The following is a 16,124-nucleotide window of genomic DNA, read 5'->3' on the forward strand; positions in this document are numbered from 1 at the left end:
GGGTTACAAGCCCTCCAACTCAGCCATCAGATCACTCAGCCGGTCGACCTTCTCCTCGCTGATCTCGCTCCCGGCCAAGCCGTCGATGTACGCGGCCAACTCCTGCACCGTGCTGCATTCGAACATGGCCCGCAGCGGTACGTTGCGTTGCAGGGTCTTCTGTACCCGCGAGGCAATCTGCGTGGCCAGCAGGGAATGCCCGCCCAATTCGAAGAAGTTATCGCGCACGCCCACCCGTTCGACCTTGAGCACCTCGGCCCAGATATCGGCCAGGGTTTGCTCCAGCTCACTGCTCGGGGCTTGATAGTCCTGGCTCTGCAACTGGCCGATCTCCAGGGCCGGCAGGGCCTTGCGATCAAGCTTGCCGTTAGCATTGAGGGGCAGGCGCTGTAGCCACAGCCAGTGCAGCGGCACCATGTATTCCGGCAGCTCGGCGCGCAGACGCGGTTTGATCCGCTCCAGGCATTCGCTCGGGCTCAGGCTTGAGTCACTGGCCACCAGATAGCCCACCAGATGCTTGCCGTTGACCCCTTCCTGCACCCCCACGGCGGCATCGCGCAGTTCCGGCTGTTCGTGCAGGCGCGCTTCGATTTCCCCCAGTTCAATGCGATAGCCACGGATCTTCACCTGATGGTCGATCCGGCCGACGTATTCCAGTACGCCGTCGCTGCGCCGGCGTGCCAGATCGCCGGTGCGGTACAGGCGTTCGCCCGCCGCACCGAACGGATGGGGCACGAAGGCCTGCGCGGTACGCAACGGGTCGCTGACGTAGCCACGGCCGACACCGGTGCCCGCTACGCACAGCTCGCCGACGGCGCCCAGGGGTACCAGCTCCAGGGCTTCGTCCATCAGGTACAGCTGGTTGTTGTCGGTGGGCGTACCGATGGGCAGGTAGGCGCCCCGGGTCGAAGCCAGGTCCACCCGGAAGAAGGCCACGTCATCGGAACATTCCGCCGGACCGTAGGCGTTGACCAAACCGATCTGTGGATAACGCAGCAGCCATTGGTGCGCCAACTCCGGTGGCATGGCCTCGCCGGTGGGCAGCATCCAGCGCAGGCCATCCAGGGCAATGGCGTCCTGGGCGAGCATGCCCTGGATCAGCGACGGCACGCTCTCCAGCACGGTGATGCCCTGCTCCTGGACGTGAGCCAACAGGCCCTGGGGATCGTGGGCGATGGCGTTGGGCACGATGTCGACCCGGGCGCCGAACAGCGGTGCGGCAAGGAACTGCCAGACCGAAATGTCGAAGCTCTGGGACGCGGTCTGGGCGATCACGTCGGCTTCGCTTAAGTGCAGGTACGGCACCTTGCTCAGCTGGTTGTTGAGCATGCCGCGCTGCTCCACCATCACGCCCTTGGGCAGGCCGGTGGAACCGGAGGTGTAGATCACGTAGGCCAGGTTGTCCGGCGCGCTGTAGCGGCCCGGATTGTGCTCGGCATGCCCGGCGCCTTGCAGCTCTTCCCAGACCAGCAACCGTGGCCGCCCGGCACAGGCGAACTCGTCCAGCAGGGCCTGGGCCTGTTCGCGGCAGGCCGCGCTGCAGACCAGGATCGGCGTGCGGCTGAGCTCGATAATGCGCCCCAGGCGCTGGCTTGGCAGGCCCGGGTCCAGGGGCAGGTAGCCGGCCCCGGCCTTGAAGCTGCCGATGATCATGCCCAAGAGTTCCAGGCCGCGCTCGGCCAGCAAGGCCACCGGTTGGTCAAAGCCCACGCCGTTGGCAATCAAGGCATGGCCCAGGCGGTTGCTGCAGCGGTTCAACTCGGCGTAGCTGTAGCGCTGGTCCAGGCAACTGGCGGCAATGCGTTGCGGATGGGCCGCCACCTGGGCCTCGAACAGCTCCACGTAGCTGCGCTGCAGCGGGTACTCATGCTGGCTCTGGTTGCAGCCGGCCAGCAGGAAGTCCTGCTCCTCTTCACCCAGCAGCGGCAGTTCGGCCATGTCGCCGTGGAAACCCTGCATCAGGGCCAGCAGCAGGCGCTTGAACTCGCCGAGCAGGCGCTCGATGGTCGCCTGTTCGAAGTAGCGCTGGTCGTAGGACAGGTGCAGGCCCAGGTCATCCCCCGGGTAGCACACGGCGGTGATCGGGAAGTTGGTGTGGGTACGGCCGGAATCCGAACTGGCGTTCAAACTCTGGGCGCGGTCCAGCACCGAGACTTCCACCGGGGCGTTTTCGAACACGAACAGGCTGTCGAACAGCGGCTGGCCCTTGGGCAGTTCGCTGGTTTCCTGGATCGCCACCAGCGGCAGGTACTCGTATTCACGCAGCTGCATGTTGCGGTCGAGCAGGTCGCCGAGCCACTGGCGCACGCTGTAACGCTGGCCCTCCTCGGGCAGCTTGACCCGCAGGGCGATGCTGTTAATGAACAGGCCGACGGTGCGTTGCATCTCCGGCATTTCCACCGGGCGCCCGGCCACGGTGACGCCGAACAATACATCGCGATCGCCGCTCATGCGCCGCAGCACCAGGGCCCAGGCCGCCTGGGCGAAGGTGTTGACGGTCAGCTGATGCTGCTGCGCCAGCTCGCGCAGTTGCGCGCCGTCCCGGGCATCCAGGCGGGTGTAGCAGTCGCCGACGATCATGCCGCCGCTGTCACCGGCGTGTTCCCGCAGGAACGGCCGGTCGCTGGGGATCGGCGTGGTGCGTTCAAAGCCTTCAAGGTTCTGCCGCCACCACTGCCGCGCCTCGGACAGGCTCTGGTGTTGCAACCAGCCGATGTAGTCGCGGTAACGCGGTGGCACCGCCAGCTGTGCCTCGCGGCCTTCACCGAGGGCGGTGTAGATCTCGAAGAAGTCGTTCATCAGCAGCGAGCGGCACCAGGCATCGATGAGGATGTGGTGGTTGCTCATCATGAACCAGTAACGGGCCGCGCCGACGCGGATCAGCCGCAGATGGAACGGCGCCTGATTGAGCAGATCGAAACCGGCCTCGCGCTCCTTTTTGTGCAGGGCTTGCAGCTTGGGTTCCTGCTCGGCTTCGGGCACCGCGCTCCAGTCGAGGAACTCGATCGGGGTGCGGCCCGGCTTGTGGATAACCTGCAGCATGTCTTCGCCGACGTTCCAGCAAAAAGACGCGCGCAAGGCTTCGTGGCGCGCCACCACCGCCTGCCAGGCCTGAGCGAAACGCTCGGGGTCCAGTTCGCTGTTGATGCGGTAGCGATCCTGCATGTAATACAAGCCGGTGCCCGGCTCCAGCAGGGTGTGCAGCAGCATGCCTTCCTGCATCGGGGTCAGCGGGTAGACGTCTTCGAGCTGCACAGCCGGCACCGGCAGGCCATCGAGCTGGGCCTGGGTCAGGCGCGCCAGGGGGAAGTCCGACGGCGTCAGGCCACCGGCATCGTCGCGCAGGCAATGGGCAATCAGACTCTGCAGCTCGCCCAGGTAGGCGTCCGCCAGTTCGCCGATCAGCTCGGCGTCGAAACGTTCGCCGCTGTAAGTCCAGCGCAGCACCAGCTCGCCGCCATAGACCTGACTGTCGATGCTCAGCTCGTTGGGCAACGGTGCTTCAGGTGCATGGGTCGGACCGACGGATTCATCCAGCGGACGCAGCAATGCGTCGGCGCCGAAGCTCTGGTCGAACTGGCCCAGGTAGTTGAAGGTCACCGGCGCCAGCGGCAGCGCCGCCAAAGCCTCGCGGCAGGCGTCATCGGCCAGGTAGCGCAGCACGCCATAACCCAGGCCCTTATGCGGCACCGCTCGCAGTTGTTCCTTGATGGCCTTGATCGAGGCGCCCTGCCCGGCCGCTTCTTCCACTTGCAACGGGGTCAGGCGCAGCGGATAGGCGCTGGTGAACCAGCCGACGCTGCGGGTCAGGTCGATCTCGTCGAACAGCGCCTCGCGACCGTGGCCTTCCAGTTGCACCAGGGCCGAAGGCTGCCCGCTCCAGCGGCACAGCACCCGGGCCAGGGCGGTCAGCAGCAGGTCGTTGACCTGGGTGCGGTAGGCCGCCGGGGCCTGTTGCAGCAGCTGGCGGGTGCGTTCGGCATCCAGGGTCACGCTGTGGCTGCGGGCCTGCTGATGCTGCTGGCGGCCGGCGGCATTCAAGCCCGGCAATTGCGCGGCCGGGCCGGCCAGTTGCTGCTGCCACCAGCCGAGTTCTTCACGCAGGGATTCGCTGCCGGCATAGGCCTGCAGGCGGCTCGACCAGTCCCGCAGGGCACTGGTCTTGGCCGGCAGGTTCAGAGCCTGCCCGGCTTGCAACTGGCGATAGGCGTTCTGCAAATCCTCCAGCAGCACACGCCAGGACACACCGTCCACCACCAGGTGGTGGATGGCCAACAACAAGCGTTGCTCGCCTTCCGGCCCGTCCACCAACACCGCCCGCAACAGCGGTCCGTGTTCCAGGTCGAGGCTGCGTTGAGCGTCGGCGAACAGCGCCTCGCAGGTGGCCATGGACGGCACCCGCACTTGCCACAGCACAGGCGCGTCGGACAGCGGCAGGTACTCGGCGCGCCACTGCCCGTCCGCTTGAGAGAAACGCAGGCGCAGGGCGTCGTGCTGCTCCAGCACCGCCAGCAGCGCTTGCTCCAGCCGTTGAGCATCGAGCACGCCCAGCGGCTCCAGCAGCAGCGCCTGGTTCCAGTGCTGCGGCTGGGGAATGCGGCTGTCGAAGAACCAGTGCTGGATCGGCGTCAGCGGCGCTTCGCCACTGAGCTGACCCTGCTCGGCGCTGACGCGCTGAGTGTGGCTGGCGACCCGGGCCAGGGTCTGCACGGTCTGGTGCTGGAACAGGTCCCGCGGGGTGAAGTGAATCCCCAACTGGCGGGCACGGCTGACCACCTGGATCGACAGGATCGAGTCGCCCCCCAGTTCGAAGAAATTGTCGTTGAGGCCCACGCGCTGCACGTTCAGCACTTCGCCCCAGACACTGGCCAAGGTCTGCTCCAGATCATTGCTCGGCGCCACGTACTGCTGGCGATTGAGCTCTGGGTCCGGCATCGGCAGGGCCCGGCGGTCAAGCTTGCCGTTGGCGGTCAAGGGCATGCTCTCCAGCAGGATCAGGTGGGTCGGCACCATGTAGTCCGGCAGCTGGGTTTTCAGCTGCTGCTTGAGGGCTTCACGCAGGTTGGCCTGCTGCGCCTCATTGTGCCCGGCCACCTCGGTCACCAGATAAGCGGCCAGCTGTTTGCCGGCCGGGGTGTCCAGGGCCAGCACCACCGCTTCACGCACGGCCGGATGATCCAGCAGACGGGTTTCGATTTCCCCCAGCTCGATGCGGAAACCGCGAATCTTCACCTGATGGTCGACCCGGCCGATGTACTCCAACTGGCCATCGGCGCACTGGCGCACCAGGTCGCCGGTGCGGTACAGGCGCCCGCCATCGCCGGAGAACGGATCGGCCACGAAACGCTCGGCGCTCATCCCCGGACGACGGTGATAACCCTGGGCCAGGCCGGCGCCGCCGACATACAGCTCACCGGTGGCTCCGGGCGGCACCAGCGCCAGATCGGCATCGAGAATGTAAGCCACCCGCGCCCCGACAATACGGCCGATGGGCACACTGGCCACGCCTTCGGCCAAGTGCTGCGGCGCCAGGCTGGCCAAAGGCATGACCACGGTTTCGGTGGGGCCGTAGGCGTTGAAGAACAGGCTCGGCTGGAACGCCGCGCGAATGCGCTGCAGGTGTTCGCCGGTCAGAGCCTCGCCGCCAGTGATGCACATGCGCACCGGTAGAGTCTGCTGCTGGGTGGCCAGATGCTGGGCCAACTGGCTGCCGTAGCTCGGGGTGAAACCGAGGATGCTGATGCGATGCTGACGGATCAGTTGGCAGATTTCCTCGGCGTCCCACTGGCCCTGGGCCCGCAGTACCACCTGGGCGCCGCTGAGCAGCGGCACCAGCAGGCGCTCGGTGGCAGCGTCGAAGTTGATGGAATAGAAGTGCAGCTCGCAATCGTCCGCGCGCATGCCGAAACGACGGATCACCGCCTGGCAGTGCATGGCGATTTCCCCGTGGGACACCACCACGCCCTTGGGCTGGCCGGTGGAGCCGGAGGTGTAGATCAGGTACGCCTGATGCTGGGGCAGGCTGATCAAGGGCAGCTCGCTGGCCGGGTAGTTGGCCAGCAACGCGCCGTCCTCCTCCAGGCACCAACGACCGACACTCGCCGGCAACTCACCCAGGGCGGCGAACATTCGCGCATCGCTGAGCAGCAGGCCGAGGCCGCTGTCTTCGATCATGTAGTGCAGGCGGTCCAGGGGGTATTCCGGGTCCAGGGGCACGTAGGCGCCACCGGCCTTGAGGATCGCCAGCAGGCCGACGACCATTTCCAGGGAACGCTCCAGGGCCAGGCCGACCCGCACTTGCGGGCCCACGCCACGCTCGCGGAGCATCCAGGCCAGGCGGTTGGCGCGGCTATCCAGTTCGCTGTAGCTCAGGGTCTGCCCGGCGAAGGTCAGGGCCGGGGCGTCGCGACGGGCCAGGGCCTGCTCGCTGAACAGGTGGTGGATGCACTGGTCCAGACGGTGCTCGCCGGGCTCGACGCTCAGGCTGTCCAGCAGTTGCTGCTGTTCCTCGGCGTGCAGCAGCGGCAGTTCGCACAAGCGTCGTTGCGGATCGTCAATCAGGGCCTGCAGCAGGTTGCGCCAATGGGCGGCCATGCGCGCAATGCGTGGTTCATCGAACAGGTCGGTGCTGTAGGTCAGGCAGCAACCCAGACGCTGATCCAGATCGGTGACTTCCAGGTTGAGGTCGAACTTGGTGGCCCGGGCATCGTTGACCAGGTAGTCCACGGTCATGCCCGCCAGTTGCCGGCTTTGCTGGAACTCCCAGCGCTGGACGTTGCACATCACCTGGAACAGCGGGTTGTAGGCGGTGCTGCGCGGCGGTTGCAAGGCTTCCACCAGCTGGTCGAAGGGCAGGTCCTGGTGCGACTGGCCCTCGATCACGGTGTGGCGCACCTGCTCCAGCAACTGGCCGACGCTCATCTGCCCGTCGAGCTGGCAACGCAGCACCTGGGTGTTGAGGAAGGCGCCGATCAGCCCTTCGCTTTCCGGGCGGATGCGGTTGGCCACCGGCGCGCCGATGCGCAGGTCGGTCTGGCCGCTGTAGCGATAGAGCAGCAGCGACAACGCCGCGGTCATGGTCATGAACAGGGTCAGGCCGTGCTCGGCATTGAAGGCCCGCACCCGGGCCGCCAGCTCGTCGCTCAAGTCGAAGCGGTAGAGCTCGCCCTGGTGGCTTTGCACCGCCGGCCGTGGCCGGTCGCTGGGCAGTTCCAGCAGCGGGTGTTCGCGGCCCAGTTGCCCGGTCCAGTAGTCCAGCTGGCGCTGGCGCTCGCCGGATTCCAGCCACTGGCGCTGCCACACGCTGTAGTCCAGGTACTGCACCGGCAGCGGTTCCAGGGGCGATTCGCGGTCGTCGAGGAAGGCTTCGTACAGCGCGCCCAGCTCGCGGGCGAAGATGTCCATGGCCCAGCCTTCGGTGACGATGTGGTGCAGGGTCAGGACGAAGTAGTGCTCCTGCTCGCCGGCCTTGACCAGGCAGGCGCGCAGCAAGGGGCCGGTTTCCAGGTCGAAGGGCTGGTGCGCTTCGCTGTCCGCCAGTTGTTGCAGGCGTTGTTGCCGGGCATCCGGAGCCAGGGCCGAGAAGTCCTTCCAGGCCATGCGCAGGCCGGTGTCGGCATGCACCTGCTGGTGGGCCACGCCATTAACGCTGGGGAAGGTGGTGCGCAGGGTTTCGTGGCGCAGGATCAACGCCTGCAACGCGGCCTCGAAGCGGCCCACGTCCAGCACCCCGGACAGCCGCGCCATGCCGCCGACGTTGTAGGCCGGGCTGTCGGGCTCCATCTGCCAGAGGAACCACATGCGCTGCTGGGAATAGGACAGCGGCACCGGCTGGCTGCGGTCGACCCGGGCAATCGGCGGCTGCTGGTTGCGCGCGCCGGACTGCTGGATCAGCAGCACCTGTTCGGCAAAGTCTCCCAGCTCGCTGGCTTCGAACAGCGCCCGCAGCGGCAGCTCGACATCGCAGGCCTGGCGGGTGCGGGAAATGATCTGGGTGGCCAGCAGCGAATGCCCGCCCAGGGCGAAGAAGTCGTCCTTGAGGCCGATCCGTGGCTGACCCAGCACTTCGCGCCAGATCTGGGCGATCTGCCGTTCCAGATCGGTGCTCGGTTCAACGTGTTCGCGTACCTGCCATTGCGGTTCCGGCAGGGCCCGGCGATCGAGCTTGCCGCTGGGGCTCAGGGGCATGGCCTCCAGGCGCAGCAGTTGCGCCGGCACCATGTACTCCGGCAGTTCGGCGGCCAGGGCAGTGGTCAGCCGAGCGCGTTGCTCGGTTTCATCTTCGTCGCTGGCCTGGGCGGTGTAGTAGCCGATCAACTGCGGGCCGGCGACGGTGTCGCGCACCAGCACCGCGGCCTGGGCCACGCCATCCTGGGCCAGCAGCCGCGCTTCGATTTCCTGCGGCTCGACCCGAAAGCCCCGCAGCTTGACCTGCTGGTCGAGGCGGCCGAGGTACTCCAGCACGCCGTCAGCGCACCAGCGCACCCGATCGCCGGTGCGGTACAGGCGCGCGCCCTCCTCACTCAGCGGGTCGACCACAAAGCGCTCGGCGGTCAGAGCCGGGCGTCCCAGGTAACCCCGGGCCAGGCCCTGGCCACTGATGCACAGCTCGCCGGGCACCCCGGCGGGCAGCAGGTTGAGCTCGGCATCCAGCACCCGGCACAGCACATTGCCCAGCGGCCGGCCAATGGGCGAGCGCTCGCCGTCATCCACCGAGCACTGCCAGTGGGTGACGTTGATCGCGGTTTCGGTAGGGCCGTAGCGGTTGTGCAGTTGCGCGTTCGGCAACTGCTCCAACAGCCGGTTGCGCAGTTCGGCGGGCAAGGCTTCGCCACCGGAGAACACCCGGCGCAGGCTGTGGCATTCGGCGCTCAGCGGTTCATCGACGAACAGCTGCAACAGCGGCGGCACGAAGTGCAGCGTGGTCACGCCGTACTCCTGAACCAGCTGGGCGATGCGATGCGGGTCGCGGTGCTCGCCGGGGGCGGCAAGCAGCAGGCGGCAACCGCTGATCAGCGGCCAGAAGCACTCCCACACCGACACGTCGAAGCTGATGGGAGCCTTCTGCATCAGCACATCGTCGGCCTGCAATTGATAGCTGTCCTGCATCCATTGCAGGCGCTCCATCAAGGCGCGATGGGTGTTGCCCACGCCCTTGGGCTGGCCGGTGGAGCCGGAGGTGTAGATCACATAGGCCAGGTGCTCGCCGTCCAAGTGCAGGCCCGGAGCCTGGCTCGGCCAGCTGTCGAGCTTGAGACTGTCCATGGCGATGGCGCTGACGCCTGGGGCCTCGGGCATCTGGCCGAGCAAATGGGTTTGGGTCAGCAGCAGTTGCACGCCACTGTCTTCGAGCATGTAGGCCAGGCGCTCGGCGGGGTAATCCGGGTCCAGGGGTACGTAGGCGCCACCGGCCTTGATGATCGCCAACAGGCCGATCAGCAGTTGCGGCGAACGCTCGGCGGCGATGGCCACGCACACGTCCGGGCCGACGCCCTTGTCCCGCAGGTAATGGGCCAGGCGGTTGGCCTGGGCATGGAGTTCGGCAAAGCTCAGTTGGCCGCCGTTCCAGATCAGCGCGGTGCGCTCCGGGGTCTGCTGCAGTTGTTCATGCAGGCGTTCCGGCAGCCAGCGTTCAGCGCTCGCGCAAGGCGCCACGCTCCATTGTTGCAGTTGCGCCACTTCGACCTTGCCGAGCAACGGCAAGTCGCCCAGGGCGCTGTCCGGCTGCTGGCAGGCATGCTCCAGCAGGCTGATGAAGTGCTCGGCCAGACGTTCGATGGTCGCCGCGTCGAACAGCTCGTCGGCGTAGTCGAAGGCCAGGCTCAGGCGGCCGTTGCGGTCTTCCTCGGTGTGCAGTTGCAGGTCGAACTTGGCCTCGCGGCTGTGCCACGGCAGCTCTTCGGCCAGCAACCCCGGCAGGCGGCGCAAGGCACTGAGGTCGCGCTGCTGGTGGTTGAACATGACTTGGAACAGGCCTTGCTCGCGGGCGTCGGGGAAGGCTTCGAGCAACTGTTCGAAGGGCAGGTCCTGATGCGCCTGGGCTTCAAGGGCGATGCGGCGGGTCTGTTGCAGCAGCTCGGCGAAGGTCTGGCGCGCATCCAGCTGGCCGCGCAGTACCTGGGTGTTGATGAAGAAGCCCAGCAGGCCCTGGGTTTCCAGGCGTGGACGGTTGGCGTTGGGCACGCCGATGCGGATGTCGGTCTGCCCGCTGTAGCGGTGCAGCAGGGTCTGGAAGGTGGCCAGCAACAGCATGAACGGCGTCACTTGCTGGGCCTGGGCAGTCTGGCGGATCGCCTCGCTGAGGGTCACGCTCAAGCGCTGGCTGTGGCGCGCGGCGCTGTGGCGGACCTGGGCCGAACGCGGGTGGTCGGTGGCCAGGCTGAGCACCGGGGCTTCGTCGGCCAGTTGCTGCTTCCAGTAGTCCAGCTGGCGCTGGCCTTCGCCCTGGGCCAGCCATTGGCGCTGCCAGCTGCCGTAGTCGGCGTACTGCAAGCTCAGGGGCGCCAGCTCCAGGCTCTGGCCCTGGGCCGCGGCGGCGTAGAGCCGGGCGAACTCGTCGATCAGCACATTCAGCGACCAGCCGTCGGCGATGATGTGGTGCAGGGTCAGCAGCAGTTGATGTTCTTCATCGTCCAGGCGCACCAGGGTCGCCCAGTACAGCGGGCCTTGCTCCAGGTCGAACTGGGTGCGGGCTTCGTCTTCGCGAATCTGCTGCGCCCGGGCTTCGCGCTCGGCCACAGGCAGGTCGCTGATGTCGATCACCTGCAGGTTGAATTCACCGGCGGCGTCCACCTGTTGCAGGGCCTGGCCGTCGCGCTCGAAGAACCGCGTGCGCAGCGCTTCGTGGCGCTGGAGCAGGTGCTGGAAGCTGCTGCGCAGGGCGTCTTCGTCCAGTTCGCCACGCAGGCGCAGGCCGCCGGGAATGTTGTAGGCGCTGCTGTGCGGGTCCAGTTGCCAGGTGATCCACAGGCGGTTCTGCGCCAGGGATTGGGGCAGCGGCTGCTGGCGCGGCAGGGCCTGAATGCTGCCCTGGGCCACGCCGCCGTCCTGTTGCAGGCGCGCCACGGCGGCACTGAACTCACCCAGGGTCGGCGCTTCGAACAACAGGCGCAGGCTCAACTCCAGGCCCAGTTCCTGCCCCAGGCGGGCCATGACCTGGGTGGCCGCGATGGAGTTGCCCCCCAGGAGGAAGAAGTGATCGTCGGCGGCCACTGCCGCGCATTGCAGTTGCTCCTGCCAGATTCGCCCGATCAGTTTTTGCAGTTCATCGTCAGAACTGTCACCGACGCGGGCGGGGTCGCTGCCGGCCTGCGGGAACAGCGCGTAGTAATCCAGGCTGCCATCGGTCAACCGTGTGCGACAGGCGGAGCGCTGCAACTTGCCGCTGGAGGTTTTCGGCAGGGCCCCGGGGTTGAGCAATACCACCACGCTGGGCGCTTCCTGACAGGCTTCGGCCACGGCCTGGCGGATGGCCTTGATCAGCGCTTCGGGGGGCAGGATCTTCTGCACGCTGCGGCTGATCTCCGCAGCGATGCCGATGCCTTCCTGGCCCTGGTCGCTGACCGCAAACGCCGCCACCCGGCCCTTGCGCACCACTTCCACTTCGCGCTCGATGGTCTTTTCGATGTCCTGGGGGTACAGGTTGTGCCCGCGTACGATCAGCAGGTCTTTCAGGCGCCCGGTGATGAACAGCTCGCCGTCACGCATGAAACCCAGGTCGCCGGTGCGCAGCCAGGTGCGGCCGGCATGCTGGACGAAGCTCTTGGCGCTGGCTTCGGGATTGCGCCAGTAGCCGTGGGCAATGCTCGGCCCGGCGGCCCAGACTTCGCCGATGCGGTTGTCAGGCAGTTCGCTGAGCTGCTGTGGGTCCATCACCAGCACGGCGTGCTCCGGCTGGCTGAAGCCGCAACTCATCATGGCGCTGCCCTGCCCCGGCTCGGCACGGTTCTGCGCCAGGGCCTGGTCGTCCAGACGCAACGCCGGGATGCCGCGGCCGCGCACGCCGCCGGCGACGAACAGGGTGGCTTCGGCCAGGCCATAGGAAGCCAGGAAGTTGTCGCGACAAAAACCGCTGGCGCCGAACTTCTCGGCAAAGCCTTCCAGGGTGTCGAGGCGGATCGGCTCGGAACCGGAATAGGCCACGCGCCAGCGGCTGAGGTCGAGGCGCTCCAGGGCCGATTCACTGACTCGCTCGCTGCACAGGCGGTAGGCGAAATCCGGGCCGCCGCTGATGGTGCCGCCGTATTCGCTGATCGCTTCCAGCCAGCGTACGGGGCGGGCCAGGAAGTAGGCCGGCGACATCAGCACACAGGGCACGCCGCTGAAGATCGGTTGCAGCAGGCCACCGATCAGGCCCATGTCGTGGTACAGCGGCAGCCAGCTGACAATCACGTCGTCCGGATTGAGATCAATGCCGAAACCGCGGCGGATCAACAGCTCGTTGGCCACCAGGTTGCCGTGGCTGACCTGCACGCCCTTGGGCAGCGCGGTGGAACCGGAGGTGTATTGCAGGAAGGCGATGTCGTCGTCCTCAAGCTCAACCGCCTGCCAGTCTTCGGCCTGCCCGGCGTCCAGGGTGTCCACACAGAGCAGTTGCGGCGCGCCGGCGGCCTTGAGTTCGTCCATCTGCAACAGCGCATCGCGCAGCCCGGCGCTGGTCAGCAGCAGCCGTGGCTCGGCGTCGGCGAGGATCGAGATCAGGCGCTCCTGATGATGACGACGGGTCGATTCCGGCGGGTAGGCCGGCACCGCGATCACCCCGGCATACAGGCAACCGAAAAATGCCGCGACGTAGTCCGGACCACTGGGGAACAGCAGGACCGCCCGATCTCCCTGCCGGGCATTGGCTTGCAGGGCGGCCGCAATGGTCCGCGCGCGAAGGTCCAGATCCCGATAACTGAGGACCACGCTCTGCGCCTGCTCTTCGGCGAGGAAACGCAACGCCACTTGATCAGGTGCCAGGACTGCCCGGCGTTGAAGGGCTTGGGCCAGGGTACTGGGGAGTTCGAACGCGTCCGTCATGGGGTTTCCTGCCAGGATTATGCTTGCAATGGAGATCGGGCCCTGCTCTGCCATAAATTAAAAAACTATCTATAAATCAAATAGTTATAAGTAAATCATGGGCATCCGGAAGGCGCCGTGGCCGGGCTTGCTGCCCGGAATCTTTCTCCAATGAGAACGGATGACGTCTTGAAATAATTAGTCCGCATGCTGCCCTTCAAGGCCCTGATCCACCCCATGAACGAGCAGCCGTTCTCAATCTTCACCGGCAGAGAGCATTAGTTCTTTTTCTCAATTGACAATCATTATCATTCATCCTAATTTGTCGCTCGATGTGTAGGACAGGTCGGATTTTTCTGACGTCCCACTTACCTCTTTGCAACAAGGTGATTTCCATGACGGAACAAGTATCCACAAGCAGGTGCGATTCACCGTTACTCCAGGCTTTTGTCGACAACCGTCTGATCCTGGTCAAGATCGCAGCCCGTATTACCGGCTGCCGATCCCGGGCTGAAGATGTGGTCCAGGATGCCTTTTTCCGCCTGCAGTCGGCGCCGCAAATCACCTCCTCGTTCAAGGCCCAGCTCAGCTACCTGTTCCAGATCGTGCGCAACCTGGCCATCGATCACTACCGCAAGCAGGCCTTGGAGCAGAAGTATTCAGGCACTGAAGAGGAAGGCTTGAATGTGGTCATTCATGGCGCTTCACCTGAAACCTCCCACATGAACTTTTCCACCCTGGAAAACATCGCCGAAGCCCTGACCGAACTGCCCAGCCGCACGCGCTACGCCTTCGAGATGTACCGCCTGCATGGCGTTCCGCAAAAGGACATCGCCAAGGAACTGGGGGTCTCGCCGACCCTGGTGAACTTCATGATTCGCGATGCCCTGGTGCATTGCCGCAAAGTCTCGGGCAACCGACCCGACACCTTCGCCCGCCGCTGACCTGCGACCGGCACCCTGCAGCACCTGGCTTGAACCGTGTTCACACCTCAAGCAGGCCACTCTGGCCAAGCACCAGCAATGCCGCACGTTTGTGCAACAGATCGAACTCCTGCTGGCAGTACCGACAACGGTTATGCCCGGCACAGGCGGGGGCGTGGGCGAATGCCGGGGGCGCTTGCGTGCCCGGCGGGTCCAGGTACAGCGCGTGCACCTGCGCCGACAACCAGAATGCCAGCCGGTCCTGCCGGGCCGCTTCGACGGACTGGGCATCGGTGGGCGCCGCCCCTCGGGCACAGATCCATTCGAACAGCCGCTGCCGGCCGGCAACCTCGTCGATCACCGGCGCCCTGCCTGCGGACACAGCCTCGACACTCAGCGGATTCACAAGGGACATGGCAAGGCTCACCGTCAATGGGCATTCAACCAAGTGACGTGGGCCGCCGGGAGAAATTTAGCCGCGCTCCCCGCAGAAGCGGGAAAATCCGGGCCTCAGGCGTGGGGCACGGGCATCACGACGATGCGGTAGGGATCGAAGATTTTGCGCATCTGGCCGTTGTCCCGCAGTTTTTGCAGGAACCCGGCGAAGTCTTCGGCGCTGATGGGCGCCTTGGGCCGGATCAGGGTGTAGTGGTGGTAGACCTGATCGATGCGCTGGGACACCAGCAATTGGCCGCTGCTCTGGGCGTTGCGGGCCAGGAAGTCGCTGAGGTAGGAACGGGTCACCAGGGCCATGTCCGCCCTGCCCCGCAGCACCATCAGCAGGTTGCTGTCATGGGAATAGGTGAGCGTGGCGTTGTAGCTGTCGGCCAGGTACTTGGGGTCGGCATTGAACTGGGCGAAGGCGTAGTGATAGCCGCTGAACAGTGCCAGGCGCTTGCCCTTGAGCTCGGCAAAATACTCCTGGCCGCGACCGGGCTCACGCTGCGCAACGAAAATCTCCGCATCTTCCAGGCCCATGTCGACACTGGTATGGGCAATCTTCTCCCAGCCCCAGGCCGGATTCTCGAAGATCGCCAGGTCCACCCGACCTTGTTCGAAGTCTCGGAAGCGCCGGGGAATCGACGTGGGAACCAGGACGAACTGGTAGTCGTTCTGGGACTGGTTGAGCGCTTCCACCAACTGCGGCAGCAAACCGGTATCGGCACCGGTTTCAGGACGGACGGTATAGGGCGGAAAATGCGCCGCCGCGACCCGCACCAGCTGCGCCGAGAAGGCCGGACAGACCCAAAGTGTTGCCAGCGCCAGCAAGAGCATTCGCAAGGCTGACCGCAGCGGCAAGGACATCAAGGCAACACACCTCGGAGAAAAGAAAAGGAATGCCGTAAAGCTAGGCGTTTTCAGACGCTTCGACAATCTCGCGGCAGAGAATAAATCAGCGCCTCAATGATCCTTGAGCACCAACAGCAAGGCTTCCTGGGCCAATTGCTCCAGCGTCATGCTGCCCTGGGCGCGGAACCAGGTAGTGGTCCAGGACAAGGCGCCAGTGAGGAAGCGCCGGGTAATGAACACATCGCCCTTGATGAATCCGGCGTCCTTGGCCTCGCCCAGCACCTGCAGCCAGATCTGTTCGTAGATGTCCCGCAATGCCAGGACCGCGGCCTGACCTTCCGGGGACAGCGAACGCCACTCATAGACCAGCACCGCCATGGCTTCGCCGCTGCCGCCCATGATCGATTGCAGTTCGCAGCGGATCAGCGCCAGCACTCGCTCGCGCACGTTGCCGGCCTCGGCCAGTTCGGCGCGCATCAAGGCGGTGTTGTAGTGGATGGTTTCCTGCATCACCGCGCGCAGGATGTCGTCCTTGCTCTTGAAGTGGTGGAAGATGCTGCCGGATTGAATGCCCACCGCGCCGGCCAGATCGCGCACCGTGGTGCGTTCGTAACCCTTGTTGCGAAACAGGTGCGCGGCAGTCTGCAACAGCTTGCCCCGGGCGCTCTCGGGATCGGTCACTTGTCCGCTGGCGATCAGCTCGCGTACTACCTGCAAGGCTTTTTGCTCATCCACCGGTGTTCTCCTACCGTCACTTCGTCAAAAGCTCAGCCGGAAACCGGCTGTAGCGCGCGCAATTTAAGCCCCTCACTGCTACCAAGCAAGCGCTTGGGTCGAAGAATCCACTCGCCCATTTACAAACCAAGCGCTTGCTTGGTAGCCTCCTCGCAGTTCTTTTCTCGAGAGCCCTGC

At 65.5% G+C, this 16,124-nt stretch carries 5 protein-coding genes; 1 reads left to right on the forward strand and 4 read right to left on the reverse strand.

The window, feature by feature from the left end; all coding sequences use genetic code 11:
• Positions 1-3: 3 nt before the first annotated feature.
• Positions 4-13,020: a non-ribosomal peptide synthetase gene (locus KHO49_RS20535; RefSeq protein WP_213665748.1), complete on the reverse strand. Its 13,017-nt coding sequence runs from the start codon at positions 13,018-13,020 to the stop codon at positions 4-6.
• Positions 13,021-13,394: 374 nt separating this feature from the next.
• On the opposite strand from KHO49_RS20535, the gene KHO49_RS20540 reads away from it, so the two are divergent.
• Positions 13,395-13,943 carry an RNA polymerase factor sigma-70 gene (locus KHO49_RS20540; RefSeq protein WP_011062465.1) on the forward strand — a complete coding sequence of 183 codons (549 nt, stop codon included), beginning with the start codon at positions 13,395-13,397 and terminating at the stop codon, positions 13,941-13,943.
• Between the two features lie 40 nt (positions 13,944-13,983).
• Here the strand turns inward: KHO49_RS20540 and KHO49_RS20545 are convergent, their stop codons facing one another.
• The 3 genes from KHO49_RS20545 to KHO49_RS20555 all read right to left on the reverse strand — a co-directional run bounded on the left by KHO49_RS20545 (position 13,984) and on the right by KHO49_RS20555 (position 15,947).
• The gene (locus KHO49_RS20545) at positions 13,984-14,337 is read right to left on the reverse strand and encodes a pyoverdine biosynthesis protein (RefSeq protein ID WP_110594528.1); all 354 of its coding nucleotides are present in this window, start codon (positions 14,335-14,337) and stop codon (positions 13,984-13,986) included.
• A gap of 95 nt (positions 14,338-14,432) precedes the next feature.
• Positions 14,433-15,227 carry a substrate-binding periplasmic protein gene (locus tag KHO49_RS20550; protein ID WP_102880405.1) on the reverse strand — a complete coding sequence of 265 codons (795 nt, stop codon included), beginning with the start codon at positions 15,225-15,227 and terminating at the stop codon, positions 14,433-14,435.
• A 96-nt stretch (positions 15,228-15,323) separates the two neighbouring features.
• Positions 15,324-15,947: a TetR/AcrR family transcriptional regulator gene (locus KHO49_RS20555; protein WP_213665749.1), complete on the reverse strand. Its 624-nt coding sequence runs from the start codon at positions 15,945-15,947 to the stop codon at positions 15,324-15,326.
• Positions 15,948-16,124 lie beyond the last annotated feature (177 nt).

Source organism: Pseudomonas sp. RC4D1 (genome assembly GCF_018390395.1).
GTDB classification, from domain to species: Bacteria; Pseudomonadota; Gammaproteobacteria; order Pseudomonadales; family Pseudomonadaceae; genus Aquipseudomonas; species Aquipseudomonas danubii.